24 protein-coding genes are annotated in these 26,976 nt (G+C 74.0%); 14 read left to right on the top strand and 10 right to left on the bottom strand.

Annotated elements, in window-relative coordinates; genetic code table 11:
- Positions 1 to 63 precede the first annotated feature (63 nt).
- The 3 genes from ACPYO6_RS04705 (at position 64) to pstB (ending at position 3,296) form a co-directional block, all read left to right on the top strand.
- Positions 64 to 1,191 (top strand): PstC family ABC transporter permease, encoded by a 1,128-nt coding sequence (locus ACPYO6_RS04705; RefSeq protein WP_425713734.1) that lies wholly within the window; start codon positions 64 to 66, stop codon positions 1,189 to 1,191.
- Positions 1,188 to 2,417: a phosphate ABC transporter permease PstA gene (gene pstA / locus ACPYO6_RS04700; RefSeq protein ID WP_425713733.1), complete on the top strand. Its 1,230-nt coding sequence runs from the start codon at positions 1,188 to 1,190 to the stop codon at positions 2,415 to 2,417. Before ACPYO6_RS04705 ends, pstA begins: the two co-directional genes overlap by 4 nt.
- Positions 2,418 to 2,516: 99 nt before the next feature.
- Positions 2,517 to 3,296, top strand: coding sequence for a phosphate ABC transporter ATP-binding protein PstB (pstB, locus tag ACPYO6_RS04695; protein ID WP_425713732.1), 780 nt, complete (start codon positions 2,517 to 2,519; stop codon positions 3,294 to 3,296).
- 107 nt (positions 3,297 to 3,403) lie between these two features.
- Here the strand turns inward: pstB and ACPYO6_RS04690 are convergent, their stop codons facing one another.
- From ACPYO6_RS04690 to ACPYO6_RS04675, 4 genes are all read right to left on the bottom strand, one after another.
- Positions 3,404 to 3,841, bottom strand: coding sequence for a septum formation family protein (locus ACPYO6_RS04690; protein WP_425713731.1), 438 nt, complete (start codon positions 3,839 to 3,841; stop codon positions 3,404 to 3,406).
- A gap of 101 nt (positions 3,842 to 3,942) precedes the next feature.
- Positions 3,943 to 4,959, bottom strand: a complete 1,017-nt coding sequence (locus tag ACPYO6_RS04685; protein WP_425713730.1) for an anion permease — start codon at positions 4,957 to 4,959, stop codon at positions 3,943 to 3,945.
- Positions 4,956 to 5,588, bottom strand: coding sequence for a hypothetical protein (locus ACPYO6_RS04680; RefSeq protein ID WP_425713729.1), 633 nt, complete (start codon positions 5,586 to 5,588; stop codon positions 4,956 to 4,958). The genes ACPYO6_RS04685 and ACPYO6_RS04680 overlap by 4 nt, the downstream gene beginning before the upstream one ends.
- 286 nt (positions 5,589 to 5,874) lie before the next feature.
- Positions 5,875 to 6,693 (bottom strand): winged helix-turn-helix domain-containing protein, encoded by an 819-nt coding sequence (locus tag ACPYO6_RS04675; protein WP_425713728.1) that lies wholly within the window; start codon positions 6,691 to 6,693, stop codon positions 5,875 to 5,877.
- An 89-nt stretch (positions 6,694 to 6,782) separates the two neighbouring features.
- Here ACPYO6_RS04675 and ACPYO6_RS04670 point away from each other — a divergent pair, with 89 nt between their 5' ends.
- The 6 genes from ACPYO6_RS04670 to dtd all read left to right on the top strand — a co-directional run bounded on the left by ACPYO6_RS04670 (position 6,783) and on the right by dtd (position 11,533).
- The gene (locus ACPYO6_RS04670) at positions 6,783 to 7,541 is read left to right on the top strand and encodes a hypothetical protein (protein WP_425713727.1); all 759 of its coding nucleotides are present in this window, start codon (positions 6,783 to 6,785) and stop codon (positions 7,539 to 7,541) included.
- 55 nt (positions 7,542 to 7,596) lie between these two features.
- Positions 7,597 to 8,181, top strand: coding sequence for an FABP family protein (locus ACPYO6_RS04665; RefSeq protein WP_425713726.1), 585 nt, complete (start codon positions 7,597 to 7,599; stop codon positions 8,179 to 8,181).
- Positions 8,181 to 9,344, top strand: coding sequence for a YgfZ/GcvT domain-containing protein (locus ACPYO6_RS04660; RefSeq protein ID WP_425713725.1), 1,164 nt, complete (start codon positions 8,181 to 8,183; stop codon positions 9,342 to 9,344). The genes ACPYO6_RS04665 and ACPYO6_RS04660 overlap by 1 nt, the downstream gene beginning before the upstream one ends.
- Positions 9,345 to 9,349: 5 nt before the next feature.
- Positions 9,350 to 10,549, top strand: coding sequence for an FUSC family protein (locus ACPYO6_RS04655; protein ID WP_425713724.1), 1,200 nt, complete (start codon positions 9,350 to 9,352; stop codon positions 10,547 to 10,549).
- A gap of 68 nt (positions 10,550 to 10,617) precedes the next feature.
- Positions 10,618 to 11,013 carry a DUF2516 family protein gene (locus ACPYO6_RS04650; RefSeq protein ID WP_425713723.1) on the top strand — a complete coding sequence of 132 codons (396 nt, stop codon included), beginning with the start codon at positions 10,618 to 10,620 and terminating at the stop codon, positions 11,011 to 11,013.
- A gap of 70 nt (positions 11,014 to 11,083) precedes the next feature.
- Positions 11,084 to 11,533 (top strand): D-aminoacyl-tRNA deacylase, encoded by a 450-nt coding sequence (gene dtd, locus ACPYO6_RS04645; RefSeq protein ID WP_425713722.1) that lies wholly within the window; start codon positions 11,084 to 11,086, stop codon positions 11,531 to 11,533.
- 13 nt (positions 11,534 to 11,546) lie between these two features.
- On the opposite strand, the gene ACPYO6_RS04640 is transcribed toward dtd, so the two are convergent.
- Entirely contained in the window at positions 11,547 to 11,930 is a 384-nt protein-coding gene (locus ACPYO6_RS04640) for a VOC family protein (RefSeq protein ID WP_425713721.1), read from the bottom strand.
- Positions 11,931 to 12,056: 126 nt separating this feature from the next.
- Here ACPYO6_RS04640 and ACPYO6_RS04635 point away from each other — a divergent pair, with 126 nt between their 5' ends.
- Positions 12,057 to 12,785 (top strand): TetR/AcrR family transcriptional regulator, encoded by a 729-nt coding sequence (locus tag ACPYO6_RS04635; protein WP_425713720.1) that lies wholly within the window; start codon positions 12,057 to 12,059, stop codon positions 12,783 to 12,785.
- 12 nt (positions 12,786 to 12,797) lie between these two features.
- Here the strand turns inward: ACPYO6_RS04635 and ACPYO6_RS04630 are convergent, their stop codons facing one another.
- A complete protein-coding gene (locus ACPYO6_RS04630) occupies positions 12,798 to 13,490 on the bottom strand; it encodes a hypothetical protein (protein WP_425713719.1) in 693 nt (230 codons plus the stop codon).
- A 193-nt stretch (positions 13,491 to 13,683) separates the two neighbouring features.
- On the opposite strand from ACPYO6_RS04630, the gene ACPYO6_RS04625 reads away from it, so the two are divergent.
- Complete coding sequence (locus ACPYO6_RS04625; protein WP_425713718.1) at positions 13,684 to 16,260, top strand: ATP-dependent Clp protease ATP-binding subunit; 2,577 nt, start codon at positions 13,684 to 13,686, stop codon at positions 16,258 to 16,260.
- Between the two features lie 93 nt (positions 16,261 to 16,353).
- On the opposite strand, the gene ACPYO6_RS04620 is transcribed toward ACPYO6_RS04625, so the two are convergent.
- Positions 16,354 to 17,472, bottom strand: coding sequence for a DUF4349 domain-containing protein (locus ACPYO6_RS04620; protein WP_425713717.1), 1,119 nt, complete (start codon positions 17,470 to 17,472; stop codon positions 16,354 to 16,356).
- A 108-nt stretch (positions 17,473 to 17,580) separates the two neighbouring features.
- On the bottom strand, positions 17,581 to 18,312 hold the full coding sequence (locus ACPYO6_RS04615; RefSeq protein ID WP_425713716.1) for a glutamine amidotransferase: 732 nt from the start codon (positions 18,310 to 18,312) through the stop codon (positions 17,581 to 17,583).
- A gap of 186 nt (positions 18,313 to 18,498) precedes the next feature.
- On the opposite strand from ACPYO6_RS04615, the gene ppdK reads away from it, so the two are divergent.
- Positions 18,499 to 21,216 (top strand): pyruvate, phosphate dikinase, encoded by a 2,718-nt coding sequence (gene ppdK, locus ACPYO6_RS04610; protein WP_425713715.1) that lies wholly within the window; start codon positions 18,499 to 18,501, stop codon positions 21,214 to 21,216.
- A gap of 130 nt (positions 21,217 to 21,346) precedes the next feature.
- Positions 21,347 to 24,421: an FAD-linked oxidase C-terminal domain-containing protein gene (locus ACPYO6_RS04605; RefSeq protein ID WP_425713714.1), complete on the top strand. Its 3,075-nt coding sequence runs from the start codon at positions 21,347 to 21,349 to the stop codon at positions 24,419 to 24,421.
- Between the two features lie 15 nt (positions 24,422 to 24,436).
- On the opposite strand, the gene ACPYO6_RS04600 is transcribed toward ACPYO6_RS04605, so the two are convergent.
- Positions 24,437 to 24,889 (bottom strand): TetR/AcrR family transcriptional regulator, encoded by a 453-nt coding sequence (locus ACPYO6_RS04600; RefSeq protein ID WP_425713713.1) that lies wholly within the window; start codon positions 24,887 to 24,889, stop codon positions 24,437 to 24,439.
- A 182-nt stretch (positions 24,890 to 25,071) separates the two neighbouring features.
- On the opposite strand from ACPYO6_RS04600, the gene ACPYO6_RS04595 reads away from it, so the two are divergent.
- Complete coding sequence (locus ACPYO6_RS04595; protein WP_425713712.1) at positions 25,072 to 25,734, top strand: hypothetical protein; 663 nt, start codon at positions 25,072 to 25,074, stop codon at positions 25,732 to 25,734.
- On the opposite strand, the gene ACPYO6_RS04590 is transcribed toward ACPYO6_RS04595, so the two are convergent.
- Entirely contained in the window at positions 25,735 to 26,976 is a 1,242-nt protein-coding gene (locus ACPYO6_RS04590; protein ID WP_425713711.1) for an alpha/beta hydrolase, read from the bottom strand.

Genomic DNA, 26,976 nt, shown 5'->3' with positions numbered 1-26,976 from the left:
TCGGGTCCACCCCGGCCCGGCGCGGCCGGCCCACCCCACCGCCACGGCGACTGGAGCCACCCCGTGTCTGAAGCTGTCACCACCTCCGCACCGCCAGCTGAACGCCCACCGTCCAAGCGGGTCGACGGAGGCAAGGTCCGCACCGGCGACCGGGTCTTCAACGGACTCTCGTTCGCCGCGGGCGCCGTCATCATCGCGGTCCTCGGCGCCGTCGCGCTGTTCCTGCTCCTGCAGTCGATCCCCGCGCTGACCTCCAGCTCGGAGGACGTGGCCGCCGCCGCGCCGTTCACCAGCGGCAACGGCTTCTGGGCCTACGCCGGGATCACGATCTTCGGCACGCTGCTCGCGTCGATCATCGCGCTGATCATCGCCGTCCCGTTCGCGATCGCGATCTCGCTGTTCATCTCGCACTACGCGCCGCGCCGCATGTCCTCCGCGCTCGGGTACGTCATCGACCTGCTCGCCGCCATCCCCTCGGTCGTCTTCGGCCTGTGGGGCATGCGCCTGCTCGAACCGCTCCTGCGCCCCGCGTTCACGTGGGTCTCCGAGACCTTCACGCCCGTGCTCGAGTGGATCGCCGGCAACTGGGGCGACTCCGAGCTCGGCCAGGACCCCGAGCAGTGGTACGGCGGCCTGCCGGGCTTCAGCTACATGGCGGAGAACTTCGAGTGGTGGCCGATCTCGCCGTTCCTCTTCGACTTCACCCCGCCGGCCCGCAACATCCTCATGGGCGGGCTCATCCTCGCCATCATGATCCTGCCGATCATCACGTCCCTGTGCCGCGAGGTCTTCCTGCAGACCCCGCGCCTGCAGGAGGAGGCCTCGCTCGCGCTGGGCGCCACCCGCTGGGAGATGATCAAGCAGACGGTGCTGCCCTTCGGCCGCTCCGGCATGGTGTCCGCGTCGATGCTCGGCCTCGGGCGCGCCCTCGGCGAGACGATGGCCCTCCTCATGGTCCTCTCGCCCGGCCTCGCGGTGAACTTCTGGCTCATGTCCCCGGGGCAGCACGCGACGATCGCCTCGCAGATCGCGCTGTCGTTCCCCGAGGCGCACGCCACCGGTGACCCGGTCGCCGGCCAGGACGTCCTCATCGCGATCGGCCTGATGCTGTTCATCCTCACCTTCGTCGTCAACTACATCTCCCGGGCCATCGTCGCCCGGTACGCCGAGTTCTCGGGAGCCAACGCATGAGCGACACCGACCCCACCGGCCACGTCGGGCGGGAGACCGCCGCGAACGACCAGCTGACGACCAACGCCGGTGCGGCGCTGGGCAAGCGGGTCGGCGACGGCCCGCCGACGCGCGCCCACGGGGCGCCGTCCATCACGAGCCACGGCCGCCGCCTGCCCGGGTGGGTGCAGTGGGTCGTCATCGCCTTCGCGCTGGCCGTCGGCATCTTCTTCGGCATGCGCACCGAGACCTTCGGGCCGGCGGTCGAGACCTGGTCGGACCCGGAGCGCGAGTCGCAGTACTCGCTGCCGCTCCTGACCATCGGGCTCTACGCCGTCGTCACCTACATCGTCGTCATGATCCTCGTGGCCTACCTCTACGAGGGACGTCGCTACGGCGGCGACCGGGTGGCCACCACGATCATCGGCGGCGCGTTCCTGGTCGCGCTCCTCCCGCTCGTCTCCCTCCTGTGGACCTCCATCCAGCAGGGCATCGCGGCGATCTCGTGGAGCTTCCTCACGCACAACAACGTCGGCGCGTCCGTCGCGGACGTCGAGACCGGCCTCGGGCACGCGATCATCGGCACGCTCTACGTCACGCTGCTCACGGCGCTCGTCGCCATCCCGCTCGGCATCTTCACGGCGATCTACCTCGTCGAGTACGGCAAGGGCCCCTTCGCCCGCGCCGTCACCTTCCTCGTCGACATCATGACGGGCATCCCCTCGATCGTCGCCGGTCTGTTCGCCGTCGCGATGCTGACGATGGTCATGGGCCAGCTCGGGTTCGACAGCGCGCCGGCCTACCGCTCCGGCGCGATGGGTGCGGTCGCGCTCATCGTCCTCATGACCCCCATCGTCGTGCGCAACACCGAGGAGATGCTGCGGCTCGTGCCCAACGAGCTGCGCGAGGCCTCCTACGCGCTCGGCGTGCCGAAGTGGCTGACGATCGTCAAGGTCGTCCTGCGCACCTCGGTCGCGGGCATCATCTCGGGTGTCGTCATCGCCGTCGCCCGCGTCATCGGTGAGTCGGCCCCGCTGATGATCACCGCCATGTCGACCGACGTGTTCAACTACAACCCGTTCGACAACTACATGATGACGCTGCCGGTGTACGTCTACAACACGTTCCGCACCGGCAACTTCGAGGCATCCTGGGGCGGCGCGCTCGTCCTCATCTTCATCGTCCTCGTCTTCAACCTCATCGCCCGCTTCGTGGCGGCGATGTTCGCGCCGAAGGGCGAGCGGTGAGCGCCGGCATGACGCACGCACCGACCACCCGTACGGCCTCCCGCACCGCCACCGTCCCCCTCGGCCACCGGCCGGCCCTGAACGGAAGGATCTGACCGAGTGTCCAAGCGCATCGAGGTCAAGGACCTCAACATCTACTACGGCTCCTTCAAGGCGGTCGAGGACGTCACCGTCACCATCGAGCCCCGCTCGGTCACGGCCCTCATCGGCCCGTCCGGCTGCGGCAAGTCGACGTTCCTCCGCACGCTCAACCGCATGCACGAGGTCATCCCCGGCGCGTACGTCGACGGCGAGGTGAACGTCGACGGCCAGAACCTCTACGCCCCCGGCGTCGACCCCGTGGACGTCCGCGGCATGGTCGGCATGGTCTTCCAGCGCCCCAACCCGTTCCCCACGATGTCGATCGCGGAGAACGTGCTCGCCGGCGTGCGCCTCAACAACCGGCGCATCAGCCGCTCCGACGCCGAGGCGCTCGTCGAGCGCTCCCTGCGCGGCGCGAACCTGTGGAACGAGGTCAAGGATCGCCTCGCGCGGCCCGGCTCGTCCCTCTCGGGCGGTCAGCAGCAGCGCCTGTGCATCGCCCGCGCGATCGCCGTCAAGCCCGACGTCGTCCTCATGGACGAGCCCTGCTCGGCGCTCGACCCCATCTCCACGCTCGCGATCGAGGACCTCATCGCCGAGCTGAAGGAGAACTACACGATCGTCATCGTCACGCACAACATGCAGCAGGCGGCGCGCGTGTCGGACAAGACGGGATTCTTCAACATCCAGGGCACCGGCAAGCCCGGTCGGCTCATCGAGTACGACGTCACCGAGACGATCTTCCAGAACCCGGCCAACCAGCAGACCTCGGACTACGTCTCCGGCCGCTTCGGCTGACCTCGCACCACCACGCACGACGACGAACGGCGCCGCACCCTCGCAGGGTGCGGCGCCGTTCGCGGCTGTGCGGGGGCCGGTCGGGGGTACGCGCCGACCGGCGGGGATCAGCTGGCCGAGCCCTCGGCGGAGCCGGTCGTCGGCGAGCTGGTCGAGAGGATGCAGATGCCGTCGCGGTCGTCCGCCTCGTCCCACGTCTCCTGGGTGGGCGTGAGGAGCTGGACCATGTACTGGCTCGAGGCGTAGTCGGTCCCGACGTAGCCCTCGAACGCGTCCGCGCAGGCGGTCTCGAGCTCGGTGCCGACCTCGGTCTGGCCCGGGAACTCGTCGCCGTCGAAGGTGTGGACGAGGTAGACCTCGCCGGTGTGCTCGTCCTCGCAGTCGACCTCCGGGATCTCGGAGACCTGGCCGCCGGTCGCGTCGGACATGTCGAGGCACTGGCCGGCCTCGAACTGCTGGACGGTCGAGCCGCAGGCGGCGAGGAACGGGACGGCGAGCGCGGCGGCGGCGACGGCGGCCGCGCGGCGGGCGTGGGTGGCGCGCATGGGGGAGGAGTCCTTCCGGAAGGGAGAGAGGTCGGAGCCGGTGAGGCCTTGGGAAGGATATCGCCAGCGGGGGCCCGGAAACCCCGCTCGACCGGGGGACTTCAGCCCATGGGGAGCGCGGTGAGGCTCTGGTGGACGATGCCGGCGAGCAGGGCGGAGACGATCCCGACGGCGGGGAGGGTGACGAGCCACGCCACGAGCACCCGGCGGGCGGTCGACCACTGCATGCGGCCGGGCGTGACGAGGCCCGAGCCGATCATGGCCGACCCGATCGTGTGGGTCGTCGAGACCGGCAGCCCGGGGGCGAGCGCGACGACGCCGAACACCGTCACCGCGGCTCCCTGGATGAACGCCCCGCGGGTGACCGCGCGCCCGACCATGAGGTCGCCGAGGGTGGCGATGATCCGGCGCCCGCCCATCGCCGTCCCCGCGGCGAGGGCGCACGCGGTGGCGACGACGACCCAGGCCGGCACCTCCCCGGCGGCCCGACCGGCGAGCGTGAGGGCGAGGACGAGCACGAGGACCGACTTCGCGCTGCTGAGCAGGCCGATGAGCATCGCCGACGCGGTGGTCGCGGCGGCCAGCGCGACGCGGGCGGCCGGTTCCACCCGGTCGGCGGGGGTGGACATCGCCAGCCTGCGGCCCAGCTGCGTACCCGCGTAGGTCACCGCCAGCGCCGCCACGGCGCTGAGGACCATGGGGGCGAGGACACCGGTGCCGAGCCGCGCCCAGTCCACGCGCGCGCCGCTCGTGGCCGCCGCGCCGGCCAGGGCGCCGACGAGCGTGTACGTGGTCGAGACCGGGAGGCCGAGGCGGGCCGCGAGCGCGAGCCAGCCGGTCGCGCAGGCGAGCGCCACCGCGAGGACCGCGAGGCCGGGGTCGCCGCCCGGCAGCTCGGCGACGCCGAGGCCCGCCTGGTCGGACAGGGCCGGGTGGAGCCACCAGCCCGCGAGCGACCCGACGAGCACCATGACGGCCGCCCACCGGGTGGCCGAGCGCGGGCCGAGGGAGCGGGTGGCCACGGCGGTGGCCACGGCGTTGGAGGCGTCCTGGACCCCGACGGAGAACGTGAACCCCAGGCCGAGCAGGACCGCGAGCGCGAGGAGGACGTCCGTCACCGGCGGCCGGCTCCCGCCGCGAGGATCCGCATGTCGACGACGACGTCGGCGCAGCCCGCGACCGCGTCGGCGAGCGCGGCGAGGACGACGTGGGGGGCGGCCGCGGGGGAGCGGTCGGTCGTGGCAGAGGTCGACGCCGTGCGGACGGCCCGCTGGAGGGAGGCCTCGAGGTCCTCCCGGACCCGGGCCGTCTCGCGGGCGATGTCGGCGAGCCGCCCCGTCGCGCGCAGCGCCCCGGTGGCGACGCCCACCAGCTCGGCGGCCCGCAGCACCTCGTCGGCGGCGTGGACGACCGAGTGGTGCGTGGGGGCGGACCGGTCGGCGAGCAGCGTGCGGGACACCCGCAGCAGCGTGCGCACGACGACGCGCTGGGCCGAGAGCACGCGATGGAGGTCCCCGCGCTCGAACGGCAGGACGAGGTCGCCGACGAGGCGGTCCGTCACCTCCTCGCCGAGCCGGTCGGTGCTCCGGGCGATGTCGCCGACCTGCTCGTCGAGCTCGGGGACGTCAGCCGTCGTGGCGCCGACGACCCGGACGAGCAGCATGGCCGTGTCGACCATGAGGCGGGAGCTCGACGCGAGGCTGGGTCCGTCCCCGGACACCACGGACGGGCGGCGCGACAGGCGCACGGCGACTCCAGGTGAACGAGGCGTGACGGGCGGATGAACGGGAACCCTAACAGGCGGGCGCGCGCGATCGAGGGGCCCGTCCGGACGGGGTCCTGGGGTGCCGGGGGACGTCACCGGCGAAGGAGGGACGGCGGACCGGAGAGCGCCTGTCGGCGCGAAGGCCGCTCGTAGCGGCAAATGTTGGAGCCCGGGGCTTTCGCGGCCCGCCGTCGAGATCCAACGTACGCCCTCGCGCCGCCGGCTGTCACGTCCCGGCCGTCAGATCGCTGCCGTCAGCTCGCGGCCGTCAGCTCCCGGCCGGCGCGTCCCGGCGCGCGGGTCGGTCGTCGCCGGTGCCGTCCGCGTCGTCGCCCGGCCGGTCGTCCCCGGACCCCGCCGCTCGGACCTCGAACCGGTAGCCGACGTTGCGCACCGTGCCGATGGGCTGGTCGTGCTCGGCGCCGAGCTTAGCGCGCAGCCGGCGGACGTGCACGTCCACGGTGCGCGTGCCGCCGTAGTACTCGTACCCCCACACGGCCTGGAGGAGCTGGGCGCGGGTGTGGACGCGGGCGGGGTGCGCGGCGAGGTGCCGGAGCAGCTCGAACTCGCGGAAGGTGAGATCGAGCACCCGGCCGCGGACCCGGGCGGTGTACGCCGTCGTGTCGATGACGAGATCGCCGGCCTCGATGACCTCCGCCTCGTCACCCGGGCCGGAGCCGATGCCGGTGCCCGCCCCGGACCCCGCGAGGGCCTGCGCGCGGGCGGGGGCGGAGCGGTCGAGCAGCATGCGCAGGCGGGCCTCGACCTCGGCGGGACCGGCGCTCTCGAGCACCACGTCCCAGGCGCCCCACTCGGTCGAGACGGCCGCGAACCCGCCCTCGGCGAGGACGAGCAGCAGCGGCACGCCCTCCGGCAGCGTCCCCCCGACCCCGGCGGTGCGGCACAGCGCCCGGGCCCCGACGAGGTCGTGGCGCCCGTCGACCAGCAGCACGTCGGCGCGGTCCTGAGCCACGAGCGCGCTCATCGTCAGCGGCGCGAGGGTGACGCGGTGCCGGAGCAGGGCGAGGGCGGGCAGCGCCCGGACGGCACCGCCCGGGTCGGCGGTGAGGAGCACCAGCTCGGCCATCCGCTCTCCTTCGGTCCGGCTGTGCAGTCTATGCGGGTCGGGGGCGCCCGGTTCCCGGCGTACCGGGACGGACCTGGGATGATCGACCGGTGTCGTCGCCGTCCCCGCGCTCCGTCCCGCCCTCGCGGCGCGGGACGTCGCTGCGCGCGGCGCTGACCGCGGTCCTCGCGGCGGTCCTCGCCGCCGTCTCCCTCGGGCCGCCCGCGGGTGTCGCGGTCGTCACCCTCGTGTGCTCGATCCTCCTGGCGGTCGGGCTCCCGCGCCTGCTCGACCTCCCGCACGGCTCGGGCGCCGCCTGGTTCCTCTCCGGCGGGGCGCTCGTCATCCCGGGCGTCGTGTGGTTCGGCGGCCTCGACCGGGTCGTGCTGCTCGTCGCGGGCGCTGTCGCCACCGCGTTCGTCCACCAGATGGTCCGGCGCGACGGCCGGCCCCGGCTCACCGAGTCCGTCGCCGGGGACGTCCTCGGCCTCGCCCTCATGTCCTTCGGCACCGGCTGGTTCGTCGTGGCCCGCGAGCCGGGCGGCGAGCAGTGGGTGACGGCCGGCGCGCTCGCCGTCGTGGTCGGCACGGCATGCGCCGCGCTGCCCGTCACCTCCTGGCTCGCGGCGAGCCTCGCGGTCACGGCCGGCGGCCTCGTCACCGCCGGGTTCGGGGCGCTCGTCCCCGACGTCGGCTGGTGGCGCGGCGCCCTCCTCGGCCTCGTGGTCGGCGTCCTCACCGCCGCGCTGCACCGCACGTCCGCCCGCTCGCCGAGCTCCTCGCGGCTGCGCCCGGCACTCGCCGCCGCCACGATCCCGCTCCTCGCCGTCGGGGCGGTCGTCACCGTCATCCTGCTCGGTACCACGTAGGTCGAGGAGCGCCCCGCCCGGCGACGCCGTCCGCGCGCTCGCCTACCCTGGTGGCATGACGTTCACGTTCCCCGAGGGACTGGCACCCGAGAACTACCCGGTGGCGTGGCTCGTCGGGACGTGGCACGGGTCCGGCGCGATCGGCTACGACGGCATCGACGAGCAGGTCGTGGTCCAGGAGATCGAGGTCGACCACGACGGCGGCCCCTACCTGCGCTGGCAGGCCACGATCTGGCTCGCCGAGCCCGGGCTGTCCGGGCCCGTGGCCAACGAGATGCCCGGCCTCGAGCGCTACGCGAACCTCGTCAAGGGCCAGCAGTGGTCGACCGAGACGGGCTACGTCCGCACGGTGCCCGGCGAGCCGGTCCCCGCCGGGCAGCCCGCCCCGCAGACCGCGGAGCTCGAGGTCCTGCTCGCGGACCCGGCCGGCCACCTCTCGCTGTACGTCGGGCGCTCGCAGCCCGCCCGGATCGAGCTGACCACCGACGCGGTCGTCCGCTCACCCAGCGCGTCCGAGCTGTCGGCGGGCTCCTGGATGCTCGGGCTCGTGCAGTCCGATCTCATGTGGGCGCGGGACATCGCGGCCTTCGGCAAGCCGCTCGCCCCCTACGCCTCCGGCCGGCTCGGACGGGTCGAGTGATGCTGCCCGGCACCGCCCCGGCCGCCGCGCCGGACCTCACCGACTGGCACCCCCAGCCCTCCCCGCTGCTCGCGCGCGAGGGCGCCGTCGAGGGCTCCGGCCCCGACGCCGGCGTGCCGCTCCACCTCGGCCGCCCGGTGCACGAGCAGCGTGCGCTCGAGGCGGGCGACGCGGTCGTCGACCTCTCCCAGCTCGGCGTCGTCACCGTCTCGGGCGCCGACCGGCTCACCTGGCTCGACACCCTGTCCTCGCAGTGGGTCCGGGACCTCACGCCCGGGCAGGCCGCCGAGCTCCTCCTGCTCGACAACCAGGGGCACATCGCGTTCGCGGCCGCCGTGGTCGACGACGCCGAGACCACGTGGCTCGTCGTCGAGGGCGCCTGCGCCGCCCCGCTCGCCGCGTTCCTCGACTCGATGCGGTTCATGCTCGACGTCGAGGTCCGCGTCCGCGCCGACGTCGCGGTCCTCGGGGCCCTCGGGGGCGGCCGCGACCGGCTGCGCGCCGCAGACCCGCTCGCCGTGTGGGACGACCCGTGGCCCGTCACCGCGCCCGGCTCCACCGCCTACGGGCCCGCCGACGCCGACCACCCCGGCGCGGACCACCCGGTCGTCCTCGCCCTCCTCGCGCGTGACCGGCTCGAGGAGGCCGTCGCCGCCGCGCTCGCGCCCGCCGACGCCCGGTCGGTCGGCTCGCTCGCCGGCACCTGGGCGTGGGAGGCCGTACGGGTCGCGGCCTACCGCCCGCGGCACGGCCGCGAGGTCGACGACCGGACCCTGCCGCACGAGCTCGACTGGCTGCGCACCGGCGTCCACCTGACCAAGGGCTGCTACCGCGGCCAGGAGACGGTGGCCAAGCTCGTCAACCTCGGCCGGCCGCCGCGCCGCCTCGTGCTCCTCCACCTCGACGGGAGCGAGCACATCACCCCGGAGGCGGGCGCCCCGGTCGAGAACGACGGCAAGGTCGTCGGCCGCCTCACCTCCGTGGTCCGGCACGGCACCGACGGCCCGCTCGCGCTCGCGGTCGTCAAGCGCTCGGTCCCGACCGACGCCGTCCTCACCACCGGCGGCGTCACGGCCGCGCAAGAGGTCGTCGTCGACCCCTCCGGGGTCACCGACGCCCGGCCGGGCGAGCGGCCCGGCGCGGGTCTGCGCCGCCTGAGGTAGACCCGGTGGCGGACGAGGAGGGGCGCCCCGACCGAGGTCTGCGCCGCCTCGCCCTGCACGCCCGCACGCGCCTGCGGCAGGGGACCCGGCGCGCGCGCTGGGCGTTCGTCCCGTCGGTCGTGGCCGCGGCCGCCGCGGCGCTGGCCTTCCTCATCTCCTCGGAGGTGCTCGGGCACGAGATGCCGATCTTCGCCCCGACGGCGGCGTGGCTCTGCCTCGGCTTCACCTCCGACCGGCAGCTGCGGCGGGTGGCCGAGCTCGGTGTCGGCTGCACGCTCGGGGTCGCCCTCGGGGAGCTGTTCGCCTCGCTGTTCGGCGTCGGGCCGGTCCAGGTCTTCGCCGTCCTCGTCGTCGCCACGATGCTGGCCCGCGTGGTCGACCGGGGCGAGCTGCTCACCTACCAGGCCGGCATCCAGGGGATCGTCGTCATCGCGATGCCGGCGAGCGCGGCGGTGACCGACGGCGCCTTCGGGCGCTGGAGCGACGCCCTCGTCGGCGCCGCCCTCGCGTTCGCCGTCGCGGCGTTCCTGCCGGACAACGCGATCCGTCGGCCCCGGCGCCGCGCGCAGGCCGCGATCACCGACCTCGCCGACCTCCTGCGCACCCTCGGCGAGGGGCTGCGGCTCGGCGACCGCGAGCTCGCCCGGGACGCCCTCACGCTCGGCCGGGACACGCAGCAGGTCCTCGACACGTGGGAGCGCACGGTCCGCAACGCGCGGCAGGTCATCGCGGTCAACCCCACGATGCGCGGCGACCGCGGGGAGGTCCGGCGGCTCGCCCGGGCCTCCGTCCTCGCGGACCGGGCCGTGCGCAACGCCCGGGTCGTGGCCCGCAAGGCGGAGAGCGTGGTCGAGACGGGGCCGCGGCCGGACCTCGCGCGCTCGCTCGACGCGATGTCCTCCGGGCTGCGGCTCCTCGCCGTGGAGCTCGGCCGCGGCGACGCCCCCGACCTCTCGCGCACCCGGCTCACCGAGGCCGCGCACACCCTCGACCCCGACGACTACGCCTCCGACGGCTGGCCCACGCAGACCCTCGTGTCGGTCCTGCGCTCCCTGGTCGTCGACGTCCTCCAGATCGCCGGCATGACCGCCGCCGACGCGCGCACGCAGCTCCCCGCCGTCGACGGCGGCTGGCGGTGGATCGACGCCGAGGACCACGAGGACCACGAGGAGCACGACGACGACGAGCAGCGCCCGGCGTCCTGACCGTCGCCGCGTGCCGGATGCCGCGGCCCGGCAGCTGCACCGGGCGTGCGGCGACTACCGTGTCAGTCATGTTCGCCGCCCTCCAGACCTACGTCATGCTCGCGCTGAGCCTCGGCGCGGTCGTGCTCACCGGGTGGGCGCTCGTCGACTCCCTCATGCGCAAGGACGCGGCCTACGTGGCGGCCGGCAAGCTCCAGCGGCGCGTCTGGATGGTCATCCTCGCGGCCTCGCTCGGCGTCTCGCTGGTGTCGGTGCCGCCGCCGATCGGGGTCGGCGGGGGAGTGGGCGGCCTGCTCTCGCTCGCGGCCGTGGTCGCCGGAGCCGTCTACCTCGCCGACGTGCGACCCGCCGTCCGCGACGCCTCGCCCCGCAGGCGCGGCGGTCGCGGTGGCCGCGGTGGTCGGGGTGGCCGCGGTGGTCGCGGCGGCTTCGACGACCGGCCGCCGACCGCCTGGCGTTCGTGAGGTTCTCGCCGAGCGACCTCGCGCCGCCGCCGCTGCCGCCACGCCGGCACCCCGCCGGCCGGGCGCTGCGATGAGGGCCGTCCTCCAACGCGTCACCCGGGCGGCCGTCCGCGTCGACGGCGAGGTGGTCGGGCAGATCGACCGGCCCGGGCTGCTCGCCCTGGTCGGGGTCACGCACGGCGACGCCGGCGCCCAGGCCGAGGTCGTCGCCCGCAAGATCGCCGAGCTGCGGATCCTCGACGACGAGAGCTCCGTGCTCGACGCCGCCGCGCCGGTCCTCGTCGTCTCCCAGTTCACGCTCTACGGGGCCACCCGCAAGGGGCGCCGCCCGTCGTGGTCGGCGGCCGCCCCGGGGCCCGTGGCCGAGCCGCTCGTCGCGGAGGTGGTCGAGCGGCTGCGCGCGGCGGGCGTCGAGGTGGCCACCGGCCGGTTCGGGGCCCACATGGAGATCGAGATGGTCGCCGACGGGCCGGTCACCGTCCTCGTCGAGTCCGAGCCGGCGGCCGGCGCCGGCGCGTAGTCCGCGGGTCTGGTCAGACCCACTGGACGAGCTGCACCACCAGGCCGTTCGGGTCGCGGTACTGGACGAACCGCTCGCCCCACGGCTCCGTCTCGGGTGGCGTGACGACCTCGACGCCGCGCGCGACGAGGCGTGCGTGGTCGCCGTCGAGGTCGTCGGTCTCCATCACGAGGAGCAGGCCCTCGCCCGCGCTCCCGGCGACGTCGGCCGGGGTGAAGGTCTCCAGCCCGGTGCGCAGCAGGATGACGTTGGAGCCCCCGGCGGGGTGCGCGAGCGAGACGACGCCGTCGTGCTCCATGGCGGTCTCGTACCCGAAGTGCCCGCGGAGGAACCCGGCGGAGGCGCTCGGGTCCGGGACGTTGAGCGAGATCGCGAATCCGGTGGGTGTGAACGACATGGGCTCTCCTTCGTCGTGCTCGTGGTCGACCGGGACGGTCGCCGCGCCGCGGATTCCGTACAGCGCACGGATACTGTGGCAGTACGCTGTACGGAAAGCAACCCCCGGAAGGGACGGGCAGGTCACGTGCACACGATCGATCTCCTCTGGCGCGGCGAGCGCCCCCTCCCCGCCCGCCCCGGCCGCCGCCCCCGGATCGGCGTCGACGACGTCGTCGCGGCGGGCGTCGCCGAGGCCGACGAACGCGGGCTGGACGGCCTGTCCGTGCGCGGCGTGGCCGGGCGCCTCGGCGTCGGCGTGATGACGCTCTACGGGCACGTGACCGACCGCGCGCAGCTCGTCGAGCTCATGGTCGACGACTGCCGGGCGCGGCACGCCCGCCGACCGCTCGCCGGTTCCTGGCGGGACATGCTCGAGCAGGTCGCGGCCGAGAACCTCGCGCTCATGACCGAGCACCCGTGGCTCGCGCACGTGGAGACCGAGCGCGCCGTGCTGGGGCCCGGCACCCTCGGCGCGTACGAGCACGAGCTCGCTGCGCTCGAACCCCTCGGCCTCGACGACGTCGCGCGCGACCGGGCGCTCGCCCTCGTGCTCGGGCACGTGCGGGGGGCGGCGCGGGCGATGGCGGCCGCGCGGGTCGAGAACGCGGAGGAGTCGACGGCGCAGTGGTGGGAGCGGGAGGGGGCGCGGCTGGCGGAGCTCGGGGTCGAGGAGAGGTTCCCGCTCGCCTCCCGCGTGGGGGCCGCGGCGGGGGAGGCCCAGGGGGCCGCCGCCGACGCGCGCAGCGCCTACGAGTTCGGTCTCGCCGTCATCCTCGACGGGCTGGCGGCCGCGGCGGGGAGTCGCGGCGCGTGACGGACCCGGTCGTCAGGGGCGGAAGTAGTCGCGCGCGCCGTCGATGAGCTCGTCGAGGATGCTGCGGTCGTCCTCGGGCGCGTCGTCGCCCTCGCCCTCGCCGCCGCGACCCTCACCGTTGCCGTTGCCGTTGCCGTTGCCGTTGCCGTCGCGCTCGCCGCGGTCGGCGTCGCGCCGTTCGTCGTCGTCGGAGTGGTCCTCGCCGCGGTCACGACCGCGGTCCCGATCGTCCTCGTCCTCGTCGCCGCCCGGTCCGGACGGCGTGGCGTCCTCCGCGTCGTCCTCCTCGGCGTCGCCCCGGCCGAACAGCTCGCGCAGCGTGTCGAGGGGGTCGCTGAACCGGCTCCGTGCCTCCTCCTCGGCGCGGTCGCGAAGCTCGCGGGCCTCCTCGTCGGCGCGCTCCCGGAGGCGCTCCGCCTCGTCCAGGGCGCTGTCGGTGAGGTCGCGCAGCCCGGTCCCGGTCTCCTCCTCGGTCTCCTGCTCCGGCGCCTGCGTGGTCGGCTCCTCGACGTCCGCGCCGCCGTCGGACTCCGTCTCGGACGTGCCCGGGTCCTCGAGGGTGAGGGCATCGCCGTCGGTCGCGCCGTCGTCGCCGCCGCGCGGCCACAGGATGACGGTGAGGGTGAGTGCGCCCACGAGGGCAGCCGTGACGAGGGCGGCGAGGATGAGTACCCCGCGGCCCAGCGGCTGCTCGTCGGTCGACATGCCCCTATCGTCGGCGGCCCCCGGCGCGGCGGCAAGTGCCCGGGGTGGGCCGAGGTCCCCGCCCGCGACGACCGCTCACGCCCATGGCGAACACGGGCAGGTACGGCACCCTCGCGCGGTTATCGTCGTCGAACGCCCGCAGAGGGTCCCCGCTCGACCCGTGCGGCGACCGCACCACACCCAGGGAGTGCCCATGTTCGAACGGTTCACCGACCGCGCCCGTCGCGTCGTCGTCCTCGCCCAGGAAGAGGCGAGGATGCTCAACCACAACTACATCGGGACCGAGCACATCCTCCTCGGGCTCATCCACGAGGGCGAGGGAGTGGCGGCGAAGGCGCTCGAGGCGCTCGACATCTCGCTCGAGGCCGTCCGTGCCCAGGTCACCGAGATCATCGGCGAGGGCCAGCAGGCCCCGGCCGGCCACATCCCCTTCACGCCGCGCGCGAAGAAGGTGCTCGAGCTCTCGCTGCGCGAGGCCCTCCAGCTCGGCCACAACTACATCGGGACCGAGCACATCCTCCTCGGCCTCATCCGCGAGGGCGAGGGCGTCGCCGCCCAGGTGCTGACCAAGCTCGGCGCCGACCTCAACCGCGTGCGCCAGCAGGTCATCCAGCTGCTCTCGGGCTACCAGGGCAAGGAGGCCGTCGCCGCCGGCGGCCCCGCCGAGGGGCAGCCCTCCGGCTCCGCCGTGCTCGACCAGTTCGGCCGCAACCTCACGCAGGCGGCGCGCGAGAGCCGGCTCGACCCGGTCATCGGCCGCGAGCAGCAGATCGAGCGGGTCATGCAGGTGCTCTCGCGCCGCACGAAGAACAACCCGGTCCTCATCGGCGAGCCCGGCGTCGGCAAGACCGCCGTGGTCGAGGGCCTCGCCCAGGACATCGTCAAGGGCGACGTCCCCGAGACGCTCAAGGACAAGCAGCTCTACACGCTCGACCTCGGCTCGCTGGTGGCCGGTTCCCGCTACCGCGGTGACTTCGAGGAGCGCCTGAAGAAGGTGCTCAAGGAGATCCGCACGCGCGGCGACATCATCCTGTTCATCGACGAGATCCACACGCTCGTCGGCGCTGGTGCCGCGGAGGGCGCGATCGACGCCGCCTCGATCCTCAAGCCGATGCTCGCCCGCGGCGAGCTCCAGACGATCGGCGCCACGACCGTCGACGAGTACCGCAAGCACATCGAGAAGGACGCCGCGCTCGAGCGCCGGTTCCAGCCCATCCAGGTGCCGGAGCCGTCGGTCCCGCACGCGGTCGAGATCCTCAAGGGACTGCGTGACCGCTACGAGGCCCACCACCGGGTCTCGATCACGGACTCCGCCCTGCAGGCGGCCGTCACGCTCGCCGACCGCTACGTCTCCGACCGGCACCTGCCGGACAAGGCGATCGACCTCATCGACGAGGCGGGCGCGCGCCTGCGCATCCGCCGGATGACGGCGCCGCCGGAGCTGCGCGAGCTCGACGACCAGATCGAGGAGGTGCGCCGGGAGAAGGAGTCCGCGATCGACGACCAGGACTTCGAGAAGGCCGCCTCCCTGCGCGACGACGAGCGTCAGCTCACCGAGCGCCGCCAGCAGCGCGAGAAGGACTGGCGCGAGGGCGACCTCGACGTGGTCTCCGAGGTCGACGAGGAGCTCGTCGCCGAGGTGCTCGCGATGTCGACCGGCATCCCGGTCGTCAAGCTCACCGAGGAGGAGTCGGCGAAGCTGCTCCACATGGAGGACGAGCTGCACAAGCGGGTCATCGGCCAGGACGAGGCGATCTCGACCCTCTCCCAGGCGATCCGCCGCACGCGCGCCGGCCTCAAGGACCCGCGTCGTCCGGGCGGCTCGTTCATCTTCGCCGGCCCCACCGGCGTCGGGAAGACCGAGCTCGCCAAGGCGCTCGCCGAGTTCCTGTTCGGGGATGAGGACGCGCTCATCACGCTCGACATGTCGGAGTACTCCGAGAAGCACACCGTCTCTCGCCTCTTCGGCGCGCCCCCCGGGTACGTCGGCTACGAGGAGGGCGGCCAGCTGACGGAGAAGGTCCGGCGTCGTCCGTTCTCGGTGGTCCTGTTCGACGAGGTGGAGAAGGCCCACCAGGACCTGTTCAACTCGCTGCTGCAGATCCTCGAGGACGGTCGCCTCACCGACTCCCAGGGTCGGGTCGTTGACTTCAAGAACACGATCATCATCATGACGACGAACCTCGGCACGAAGGACATCGCCAAGGGCCTGCAGACGGGCTTCCAGGCCTCCGGCGACCTGTCCACCTCGTACGAGCGGATGAAGAACAAGGTCAACGACGAGCTCAAGCAGCACTTCCGGCCCGAGTTCCTCAACCGTGTCGACGACACGATCGTCTTCCCGCAGCTCTCGCAGGAGGAGATCGTCCAGATCGTCGACCTCATGATCGCCCGCCTGGACGCCCGCCTGCGCGACCAGGAGATGACGATCGAGCTGACCGACGCCGCCAAGGCCCTGCTCGCCGAGCGCGGCTACGACCCGGTGCTCGGCGCGCGTCCGCTGCGCCGCGCGATCCAGCGGGACATCGAGGACGTCCTGTCCGAGAAGATCCTGTTCAGCGAGGTCAAGGCCGGGCAGCTCATCAAGGTCGACGCCACCGGCGAGGGCATCCTCGGCGAGCTGACCTTCGAGTTCGTCGACCACGACGGGCCGATCGAGAAGGTCGAGCGCCCCGAGGCCGAGCGCGTGGCCACGGCCGGGCGGGCGCTCCAGACGGCCACCCCTGGGGGCGACACCGGTGGGCCCGGCCAGATGCAGCCGGGCAGCTGATCCCGGGCGGTCGACCGCACGCAGGACGACGGCGGGGGCCGGAGGTGGACATCCACCTCCGGCCCCCGCCGTTCGTTGTGACCGGGGTCGGCCTCAGTCCTTCGGCGAGCTGTCCTGCTGTGGCCCGTCCTGCTGGGGCCCGTCCTGCGGCGTCCCCGAGGTGCCCGGACGACCGGCGGGCACCCGGCCGCCCGCCTGCGTCGCAGGTCCGTCCGGGTGCTGCGGCCCGCGCCGCGCGCGGGTCTGGTCCAGCGCCTGCGCCTCGGCGTGCATGGCCCGCGTGGCCTCCTCGCGCTCCCGGGTGCGCGCGCGGTTCCGGCGCACGACGACGACGACGATCGCCGCGACGATCCCCAGCGCCACGAGCAGCGGCGCGAGCGCGGCGACCGCCACGACGATGCCCTGGATCGCCCCGGTGAACGCCTCGCTCGCGTCCTCCCACATCTCCGACCAGCCGGACTGCTCCCCGGTGGTGGACGGCGCGTCCTCGGTGACGAGATCTACGGTGAGGGTGGACATCGCGGCCTGCTCGCCGAGGTCCGTGCGCTGGGCCCGGAGCTGGTCGAGCTCGGCCTGCCGGGTGGTCAGCTCGGTCTCGGCGGCCAGCAGGTCCGCCACCGACCCCGCCTCCTCCATCAGGCCCTCGAGCCGGGCGACGGAGGTCTCGAGCGCGCTGATCTCGGCGTCGAGGTCCCGGACCGTGCCGGTGACGTCGTCGGCCGTGGTCGCCACCTGGTCGACCTCGCCGATCTCGCCGAGGTCCGCGAGGAAGGCGTCGGTCTCCTCGGGCGCGACCCGGACGACCACCTGGCCCCACGGCCGCTCCGCGCTGCTGTTCTGCTGACGACCCTCGACGCGGCCCTCGTAGGTCTCGACGAGGGTGACGACCTCCTCGGTCGCGGCGACGGGGTCCTCGACGACGACGGTCGCGTCCCCGGTGGTGACGACCACCCGGTCGACGCCGTCGGCCGTGACCTGGGCGGCGTCCGCCGCGGGGTCGGCGCCGCTGTCGGCCGCGCCGCCCTCGGCCTGGTCGGCGCTCTCGACGGACTCCTCGTACGCGGGGACGCCCGCATCCTCGTGCGCCTCGTCGCCGCCGGAGCCGGAGGACCCGCAGGCGCTGAGCGTGGCGGCTAGCCCGAGCGCGAGCACGGCGGTCGCGCGGCGGGGGGTTCGTCGTCGTCGGGTGGTCGTGGGTGTCGTCGTTCGCATGATCGAACCGTCGCAGGACGGGGCGGCCCCGGCCACGCCGGCAACCGTTTCGGGACCTCGCGGTGACCTCGTCGTCACCGAAGTTCTCCCCATCGACAGGACCCGCGGTCAGCCGTAGCGGCGGGCGAAGGCCTCCAGGACGCGGTGGGCGTCGTCGACCCGGGCGCGCGAGATCTCGGCGACGACCCGGTCGAACTCGTCGGACGGGAAGTAGCCCGAGTGCCGGTAGTCGGTCATCCGCCGCACGAGGCCCGCGGTGTCGAGCTCGGGGTGGAACTGGGTGACGTACTGGTCCGGCGCGGTCCGCAGCATCTGGACAGGCGTGGGGGCCGAGGTCGCGAGCCGCACGGACCCCGGCGGGGCGACGGTCACCGCCTCGTGGTGTCCGACGTAGGCGTCGAACGCGTCCGGCACGTCGGTGAGCAGCGGGTCGGCCCGCCCCTCCTCGGTCAGCCTGACCCGCACGGCGGAGGTGCCGCGCCCGTAGGTCTCGTCGACAACGGCTCCCAGGCGCCGCGTCAGCGTGCCGACCGCGTAGCACAGGCCCATGAACGGCACGGCCGAGGCCACGACCCGGTCGAGCACCTCGCCGAGCCGGTCCTCCGTGCGGCGCTGGAGGTCCGACTGCTCCTCGAGGGGCGTGGAGCCGGTGAACGGCGAGCCGCCCTGGAGGACACCGGCGAACGCGGTCGGGTCGGGCGCGACGTAGGCGTCGTCGGTCATCGACAGGCGGACGACGCGCTCGGTGGGCACGCCCATGTGGCGGGCGATCGCCGTGTGCTCGTCGTCCGCGGCGCGCTGCTCGGGGCGCGACGAGAGGAGGAGAAAGTGGGCGGGCACCAAGAGATCCTGCCCCAGGTGGCGGGTGCGCGGCGACCGTGCGCCGCGCGGTCCAGCATGCGGTCGGTCACGGCGGCACGCCGAGTTCCACATGGTGACAAACGGGCCCGGCGGGGCGAGGGCTTCCCTACGGTGCACGTATGCGCACGAGGCGGCGTGCGCTGTGAACACAAGTGAGGGACGGCGATGGCGACGTACGTGTACCGGTTCACCGAGGGTGACAAGGACCAGAAGGACCTCCTGGGCGGGAAGGGGGCGAACCTGGCCGAGATGACCCGGCTCGGGCTGCCCGTGCCCCCGGGATTCACGATCACCACCGAGGCGTGCCGGGCGTACCTGCGCGACGGCGACGTGCCCCCCGACCTGCGGGTCGAGGTGACGCTCGCGCTGCGCGAGCTCGAGGACACCGCGGGTCGCTCGCTCGGCGACTTCCACGACCCGCTGCTCGTGTCGGTGCGCTCCGGGGCGAAGTTCTCGATGCCCGGGATGATGGACACGGTCCTCAACATCGGGCTCAACGACGCGTCCGTGCAGGGCCTCACCGAGCTCGCCGGGGACGCGCGCTTCGCCTGGGACTCCTACCGGCGCCTCATCCAGATGTTCGGCAAGACGGTCCTCGACGTCGACGGGGAGCTGTTCTCCGACGCGCTCGACGCGAAGAAGGCGGCGCGCGGGGCGGCGGCGGACGTCGACCTCACCGAGGAGGACCTGCGCGAGCTCGTCGACGAGTACAAGGCGATCGTGCGCGACAACGCGGGGCGGGAGTTCCCGCAGCACCCGCGCGAGCAGCTCGACCTCGCGGTCGAGGCCGTGTTCCGGTCGTGGAACACCGACCGGGCGCGGCTCTACCGCCGCCGCGAGCGCATCTCGGACGACCTCGGCACCGCCGTCAACGTCGTGACGATGGTGTTCGGCAACCTCGGGGACTCCTCGGGCACCGGCGTCTGCTTCACGCGGGACCCGTCCACCGGCGAGTCGGGGATGTACGGCGACTACCTCGTCAACGCGCAGGGCGAGGACGTGGTGGCGGGCATCCGCAACACCCTCCACCTCACCGACCTCGAGACGCTGGACCCGGGCTCGTACGCCGACCTGCGCGCCGCGATGCGCCGGCTCGAGACCCACTACCGCGACCTGTGCGACATCGAGTTCACGATCGAGCAGGGCAAGCTGTGGCTGCTCCAGACCCGCGTGGGCAAGCGGACCGCGGGGGCCGCCTTCCGGGTGGCGACCCAGCTCGTCGACGAGAACCTCATCACGATGGACGAGGCCCTCGGACGGGTGACCGGCGCGCAGCTCAGCCAGCTGATGTTCCCCCAGTTCGACCCCGCCGCCGCCAAGGAGCACCTGACGACCGGCCTGTCGGCCTCGCCGGGTGCCGCCGTCGGCGAGATCGTCCTCGACACCGCCCAGGCGGAGGCCCGCGCCGCGGCCGGCGCCGACGTCATCCTCGTGCGGCGCGAGACCAACCCGGACGACCTCGGCGGGATGATCGTGGCCAAGGGCGTGCTCACCTCGCGCGGCGGCAAGACCTCGCACGCGGCCGTGGTGGCCCGCGGCATGGGCACGTGCGCGGTCGTCGGCGCCGAGGAGATCGTCGTCGACGTCGAGGCCGGCACCGTGACGATCGGCGAGCACGTGCTCCGGCCGGGCGACGTCGTGGCCATCGACGGCACCACCGGCGAGGTCTTCCTCGGCGACGTCCCGGTCTCCGACTCGCCGGTCATGGCCTACATCTCCGGCGGGATCGACGCCGGGCTGGCGGCCGCGGGCGACGACGTCGACCCGCGCGAGCTCGTCGAGGCCGTCCACCGCCTGCTCAGCCACGCCGACGCCCGGCGCCGCATGGACGTGCGTGCCAACGCCGACAACGCGGACGACTCGCAGCGCGCCCGCGAGCGCGGTGCCCAGGGCATCGGCCTGTGCCGCACCGAGCACATGTTCCTCGGCGATCGGCGCGAGCTCGTCGAACGGCTCATCCTCGCCGACGGGGACGCCGAGCGGGACGCCGCCCTGGCCGGCCTGCTCGAGCCGCAGAGGTCCGACTTCGAGGGGATCCTTACGGCGATGGACGGGCTGCCGGCCACGATCCGGCTCATCGACCCGCCGCTGCACGAGTTCCTGCCCGACCTCACCGAGCTGTCCGTCGAGGTGGCGCTCGCCGAGGAGCGGGGCGAGGACGGCGCGAAGGTCGAGCGCAGGCGGGCGCTGCTCGCGGCCGTGCGGCGCATGCACGAGTCCAACCCGATGCTCGGCCTGCGCGGCGTGCGGCTCGGCCTGAAGATCCCGGGCTTGTTCGCGCTCCAGATCCGCGCCGTGGCCGAGGCCGCTGCGCGGCGGATCGCCGCCGGGGGCAGGCCCCGGCCGGAGATCATGGTGCCGCTCGTGGGCTCGCGCCGCGAGCTGCAGATCGTGCGCGACGAGGCGGAGCAGGTGGTCGCCGACGTCGCCGCCGAGCACGGCGTCACGCTCGACATCCCGATCGGCTGCATGATCGAGCTCCCGCGGGCCGCCATGACGGCGGAGCGCATCGCCGACGAGGCGGACTTCTTCTCGTTCGGCACCAACGACCTCACCCAGACGGCGTGGGGCTTCTCCCGCGACGACGTCGAGGGCGCCTTCTTCGCCGACTACCTCGCCAACGGCGTGCTGACGATCTCCCCGTTCGAGACCATCGACGCCGACGGCGTGGGCGCGCTCGTGCGGATCGGTGCCGAGCGCGGCCGGTCGACGAAGCCGAGCCTCAAGCTCGGGGTCTGCGGCGAGCACGGCGGCGACCCGGAGTCGATCCACTTCTTCGAGTCCGTCGGGCTCGACTACGTGTCCTGCTCCCCGTTCCGGGTGCCGATCGCGCGCCTCGAGGCCGGCCGCGCGGCGGTGCAGGGGGAGGACGCCACCCGCTGACCCCTTCTTCGTCGAGATTGCGGTTGGTGCCCATCGAGGTTGCGGTTCGTCGTCGACCTGGTGACGCCTCGGACGTCCCGACCCGCGGCCCCCGGCGCCCGGGTGGTCCGGCAGGGGTGATCATGGGGGGATGAGCACGACGACGGCGACCCCCGGCACCGACGAGCTCGCCGCCTCGCTCCGGTCGGCGGTCGACGGCGAGGTCTCCGACGGCACGCGCCGCCGCGCGGAGTACTCGACCGACGCTTCGAACTACCGCGTGGTCCCGCAGGTCGTCGTCGTCCCGCGCGACGTACCGGACACCCTCGCCGCGCTCGACGTGGCGCGCGCCGCCGGCGCGCCGGTCACCCTGCGCGGCGGCGGGACCTCGACGGCCGGCAACTCGGTCGGTCCCGGCGTGGTCCTCGACGTGTCCCGGCACCTCACGGGCATCGGCGAGATCGACCCGGACGCGCGCACCGCTGTCGTCGAGCCCGGCGTCGTGCTCGCCGACCTCCAGCGCGCGGCCGCGCCGCACGGTCTGCGGTTCGGCCCGGACCCGTCCACGCAGAACCGCGCGACGATCGGCGGGATGATCGGCACCAACGCGTGCGGACCCCACGCGCTCGCCTACGGCCGCACGGCGGACAACGTCCACTCGCTCGACGTCGTCGACGGGCTCGGCCGCCGTTTCACGGCGGGTTCGGGACGGAACGCGCTCGACGTGGTCGACGGACTGTCCGACCTGGTCACGAGGGGGCTTGGGCCGATCCGGTCGGAGCTGGGCCGGTTCGGCCGTCAGGTCTCCGGCTACTCCCTCGAGCACCTGCTGCCGGAGAACGGACGCGACCTGGCGAAGATGCTCGTCGGGTCCGAGGGCACGCTCGTCACGATGCTCGGCGGCACCGTGCGGCTCGTGCCGGTCCCGGCGCGGCCCGTGCTCGTCGTCCTCGGCTACCCGGACATGATCGCCGCCGCCGACGCCGTGCCGGCCCTCCTCGAGCACCGGCCGCTCGCCGTCGAGGGGCTCGACGCCAGGCTCGTCGACGTCGTGCGCCGTGCCAAGGGGCCCGGCGCCGTTCCCGAGCTGCCCGCGGGGCAGGGCTGGCTCATGGTCGAGGTCGGTGCAGAGGAGCACGAGTCCGACGCCGACGTCCTCGCCCGGGCGCGCGCGCTCGCCGCCGCCGGATCGACGGATGCGGCGGTCGTCGTCCCCGCGGGAGCCGAGGCGGACGCCCTGTGGCGGATCCGGGCCGACGGCGCCGGGCTCGGCGGACGCACGCCCGCCGGCATGCCGGCGTGGCCGGGCTGGGAGGACGCCGCCGTCCCCCCGGAGAACCTCGGGGCCTACCTGCGCGACTTCATGGCCATGCTCGACCGTCGCGGCCTCGACGGCCTGCTCTACGGCCACTTCGGGGACGGGTGCGTCCACGTGCGCGTCGACTTCCCCCTCGACGACGGCGCGCGCGGCGCGCGGGAGTTCGCGGAGACGGTGGCCGAGGCGGCCGACATCGCCGTGGCGCACGGGGGATCGCTCTCCGGGGAGCACGGCGACGGTCGCGCTCGGTCCGAGCTGCTCGACCGGATGTACGGACCCGAGGTGATGGGCCTGTTCGGGCAGGTCAAGAACCTGTTCGACCCGAAGGTGTCGCTCAACCCGGGTGTGCTCGTCGACCCGGACCCCGTCGGCGCGTACCTGCGCCGGCCAGCCGCGAAGCCGCTGCCGGTCGCCCGTGGCGGTGGGTTCGCATTCAGCGAGGACGGTGGCGACGTCACGCGCGCCGCGCATCGGTGCACCGGGGTGGGGAAGTGCCGGGCGGACAGCTCGGCGTCGGGCGGCTTCATGTGCCCGAGCTACCAGGCGACGAAGGACGAGAAGGACGTCACCCGCGGGCGCGCCCGCGTCCTGCAGGAGGTGACCAACGGCGAGCTCGTCGCGCGGTGGGACGACCCGGCGCTGCTCGAGTCGCTCGACCTGTGCCTGTCCTGCAAGGCGTGCTCGGCGGACTGCCCCGCGGGGATGGACGTCGCGCGGCTCAAGGCCGAGACGCTCCACCGCGCGTACGAGGGGAAGCTCCGGCCGCGGACCCACTACACGCTCGGCCGTCTCCCGGTGCTCGCCAACCTCGTCACCGGGGTGCCCGGCCTCGCGCGCGTCGCCAACGCCGTCCTCAGCGTCGGCGCGCTGCGCAGGCTCGCGTTCGCGATCGCCGGCGTCGACACATCCCGCGCCATGCCGGGCTTCGCCACGCAGCGCCTGACGACCTGGTGGAAGAAACGCAGCGGCGGGCGCGGCGCCGTGCGCACGGCGTCGGCCGAGGCGCTGGACGGCCCGGGTCTCGCGAGCCGCAACGATACGCACGAACCGCAGTCTCGACGAGACGGTGCCGATCGTGCGGCCCCCAACCGCAGTCTCGACGTGCACGAACCGCAGTCTCGACGAGACGGTGCCGATCGTGCGGCCCCCAACCGCAGTCTCGACGTGCACGAACCGCAATCTCGACGGTACGTCGTGCTGTTCACCGACTCGTTCTCCGAGACCCTCGACGGCGCCGGCGCGCAGGCCACCGTCGAGCTCCTCGAGGCCGCCGGCTACACGGTGGTCATCCCGGAGGACAAGGTCTGCTGCGGGCTCACGTGGATCTCGACCGGCCAGCTCGACGGCGCACGGACCCGGATGCGCGACCTGCTCGGGGTCCTCGCCCCGTTCGCGGCCAACGGCATCCCGGTGGTCGGCGTCGAGCCGTCGTGCACCGCGGCGCTGCGCGACGACATGCCCGAGCTCCTCCCGGACGACCCGCGCGCCCACCTGCTCGCGAGCAGCACGTACACGCTCGCCGAGCTCCTCACGGCGCCCGACCCGATCGGCCCGGGGGAGCGGTGGAGCGCGCCGGACCTCACCGGGGTCGAGGTCGTGGCGCAGCCGCACTGCCACCACCACTCGGTCATGGGCTGGGAGACCGACCGCGCGCTCATCGCCTCGACCGGGGCGACGACGACGAACCTCGCGGGCTGCTGCGGCCTGGCCGGCAACTTCGGGATGGAGAAGGGGCACGCCGAGGTGAGCGCCGCCGTCGCCGAGAACGCCCTCCTGCCGGCGCTCCGCGAGCACCCGGACGCCACGTTCCTCGCCGACGGCTTCTCCTGCCGCACGCAGGCGGACCAGCTGGCCGGGCGCAGGGGCGTGCACCTCGCCGAGCTGCTGCTGGGCCGCGTCACCCCCTGACGCGGGGGCGGCCGGTCAGCCGATCGTCACGAGGTCGAGGCTCACCTCGCCGTGCGCGGCGGCCCAGCGGTCACGGCCACCGAGCCGTTCCGCCACGTCGTCGACGAGCCGTCCCCGGACGGCGGGGTCGATGTCGAGCGGCTCGAGCTCGCTCGCGAACAGGAGGCGGTACCGCCGCAGGTCCTGTCCGGCCCACGCGAGATAGGCCTCCCGGGCGCGTCCCGCCGCGTCGGCGGCCGTCGCATCGGAGACCGCCGCGTCCATCGCCTGCAGGAGTCCCTCCGCCGCCCGCGCGTAGGCGGCGGTCAGCAGTCCGCCCCGACCGCCGAAGTGGGAGTACACGCACATCGTCGAACGCCCGCCCGCGGATGCCAGCGACCGTACCGAGAGCTCGGCGCTGCCCGAGGTGGCGACCAGCGCGAGGGCGCCGGCGATGAGCGACTCGTCGATCTCCGACCTGCTCGACATCGTTCCTCTTCTCGTCGTGCGGCGGCACGTGACCCGCGCCCCGCCGTCCACCGCACCCGATTCGTGTCCCGATCGTGACACGAGGAGTCTGGCCGTCCTGCGCCTCAGCCTATAACGTTCGTTCTAGATAGCGAACGTTATCACGCTCGTTCTTGCGGGCGTCGCACTCCCAGGGAGCTCCTATGTCCACCTCCGCGCGTGTGCTCGACCCCTCGACCTCCTCGACCCCCTCGCTCGACCCCGTCCACGGTCCCGGACCCCTCGTCGATCCGCACGGCGCGCTCCGTGCCGCCCGTGCGGTCGGCGGAGCGGCCGGCCTGCTCTCGGCCGTTCTGCTCGTGTCCAACGCCCTCAAGCTCGGCGGAGTGGTCCCTGCCGTCGCCCTCAACCAGCTCCTCGCTCCGTTCGCGCAGAGCCTGGCGATCGTCCTCATCGCGATGCTCGTCGCCGCCACCGCCCGACGGACAGGGGCCTGGGGCGTGCTCGCGGGCGCGGTCAACCTCGTCGGGCTCGCGCTCGTCGTCGCGATCGAGGCGCTGACGAACCACGTGTTCCCGTACGTCACGCCGGCCCAGGTGGCCGAGCTCCGGGAGGGGCCCGCCGGGACGCTGCTCGTCGTCGGGTCGATGTGGTTCCTCGTCGGCACCCTCGTCCACGTGGGCGTCCTGCTCGCCGGTCGCGCGGCACCGGTCGTGCCGCTCGTGGTCTACGGCGTGACCGGCGCGCTCATCGGGCTCCGGTCGTTCCTGCCCACGCCCGTCGTTGCGGTCGCGGTCGGGGTGCTCGCGCTCGCCGTCGCGTGGATCGCGCTCGACCTCCTGCGAGGCGCGCGCCGCCCGCGCTGATCAGCGCCGCACGTAGGCCCCCACCCAGCGGGCCAGCTCGTCGTAGACGTCGCGGCGCACGTTCGGTGCGGACAGCGTGACGTCGTGGACCGCCCCCTCGAAGGCGGCGAGGGTGACGAGCGGGCCGAGCCGGAGGGCGGCCGACCGCATCGCGCCGACATCGAGCACGGTGTCGACGAAGCGCAGGTCGGGGGACCACTTGAGCGCCTGCGCCGACCTCGTGGAGGTGAGCACGAGCACCGGGCACGTGATCTCGAGGCCGTTCGCCACCTGTCGCTGCCCGGTGAGGATGGCGGCGAGCCAGCCGAACCGGACGGGGCCGGCCGGGGCCATGCGCCAGCGCCGGTCGAGCCCCCACCCGGTCCAGAACCGGTCGTCGGCCTCGTCCTCGGGGGCCTCCTCCTCGTCCCCCTCGGCGAGGCCGTCGAGCGTGCGCTGGTAGACGTCGACGGGGTTGACGCGGACGACCGTCCTCGGCGCGGTCCGGGCGATCCGCTCGACGACCGGCGTGGTCGCCGCCCCCACGAACCCGGGCATGCCCGCGCTGATGAAGGGGGAGTTGAGGACGAGCGCGCGCAGGGCGCCGGGGTGCCGGTGGGCCCACAGGGCGGCGGTCAGCCCGCCGGTCGAGTGCCCGGCGAGGACGAGGTCGGTGCCCAGGCCCAGCTCGGCCATGACGACGTCGCGGGCGGCGTGGATGTCGTCGTCGTACACCGAGAGCGAGTCGACGTACCCGCGGGACTGGTGCGCGCGCAGGCTCCGGCCGTACTTGCGCAGGTCGAGCCCGTAGAACGCCCCGCCGAGGGCGGCGACGCGGCGGGCGAGCTCGGCGTTGTGCACGTAGTCGTTCCAGCCGTGCAGGTAGAGCATCGCCCAGGTCGGCACGGCCGGCGTCCCGGGGAGCGCGGCGGGGTCCTCCGCGGGCCGGTAGGCGACGAGGGTGGCGACGACCTCGCCCTCGTCGTCGTCGGGCAGGGGAAGGGTGCGCGCGTGGAACCCGGCGCCGAGGAGGTCGGGCACCCACTCGCCCGGCGGGCCGGGCTCGTCGAGCGGGGGGAGGTCGGCCTCGAGAAGGTAGCTGCGGGCGTTGGGCCCGACCCCGGTGCGGACCTTGCGCCCCGTGGCGTCGGGGACGGCGTCCTCCTCGACGGCGGTGTCGGCGGTCGAGTGCGTGTCGGTCGCCCCCGGGTCGTCCGCGGCGCGGCCGCCGGACGAGCTGCGACCGAGTCGGAAGATGTCCAC

Source organism: Georgenia sp. Z1344 (assembly GCF_049856295.1).
Classification (GTDB): Bacteria; Actinomycetota; Actinomycetes; order Actinomycetales; family Actinomycetaceae; genus JB111.
Note: the sequence above shows the minus strand (reverse complement) of the source record. Positions and strands in the feature narration are given on the sequence as shown.

What these genes read in the sequence shown, in the direction of transcription:
- ACPYO6_RS04605 (WP_425713714.1), top strand. Translation starts at nt 21,347, where the DNA reads ATGAGCACGACGACGGCGACCCCCGGCACCGACGAGCTCGCCGCCTCG.
- ACPYO6_RS04625 (WP_425713718.1), top strand. Translation starts at nt 13,684, where the DNA reads ATGTTCGAACGGTTCACCGACCGCGCCCGTCGCGTCGTCGTCCTCGCC.
- ACPYO6_RS04600 (WP_425713713.1), bottom strand. Translation starts at nt 24,889, where the DNA reads ATGTCGAGCAGGTCGGAGATCGACGAGTCGCTCATCGCCGGCGCCCTC.
- ACPYO6_RS04665 (WP_425713726.1), top strand. Translation starts at nt 7,597, where the DNA reads ATGACGTTCACGTTCCCCGAGGGACTGGCACCCGAGAACTACCCGGTG.
- ACPYO6_RS04690 (WP_425713731.1), bottom strand. Translation starts at nt 3,841, where the DNA reads ATGCGCGCCACCCACGCCCGCCGCGCGGCCGCCGTCGCCGCCGCCGCG.
- ppdK (WP_425713715.1), top strand. Translation starts at nt 18,499, where the DNA reads ATGGCGACGTACGTGTACCGGTTCACCGAGGGTGACAAGGACCAGAAG.
- ACPYO6_RS04650 (WP_425713723.1), top strand. Translation starts at nt 10,618, where the DNA reads ATGTTCGCCGCCCTCCAGACCTACGTCATGCTCGCGCTGAGCCTCGGC.
- ACPYO6_RS04595 (WP_425713712.1), top strand. Translation starts at nt 25,072, where the DNA reads ATGTCCACCTCCGCGCGTGTGCTCGACCCCTCGACCTCCTCGACCCCC.
- ACPYO6_RS04630 (WP_425713719.1), bottom strand. Translation starts at nt 13,490, where the DNA reads ATGTCGACCGACGAGCAGCCGCTGGGCCGCGGGGTACTCATCCTCGCC.
- dtd (WP_425713722.1), top strand. Translation starts at nt 11,084, where the DNA reads ATGAGGGCCGTCCTCCAACGCGTCACCCGGGCGGCCGTCCGCGTCGAC.
- ACPYO6_RS04675 (WP_425713728.1), bottom strand. Translation starts at nt 6,693, where the DNA reads ATGGCCGAGCTGGTGCTCCTCACCGCCGACCCGGGCGGTGCCGTCCGG.
- ACPYO6_RS04660 (WP_425713725.1), top strand. Translation starts at nt 8,181, where the DNA reads ATGCTGCCCGGCACCGCCCCGGCCGCCGCGCCGGACCTCACCGACTGG.
- ACPYO6_RS04620 (WP_425713717.1), bottom strand. Translation starts at nt 17,472, where the DNA reads ATGCGAACGACGACACCCACGACCACCCGACGACGACGAACCCCCCGC.
- pstA (WP_425713733.1), top strand. Translation starts at nt 1,188, where the DNA reads ATGAGCGACACCGACCCCACCGGCCACGTCGGGCGGGAGACCGCCGCG.
- ACPYO6_RS04640 (WP_425713721.1), bottom strand. Translation starts at nt 11,930, where the DNA reads ATGTCGTTCACACCCACCGGATTCGCGATCTCGCTCAACGTCCCGGAC.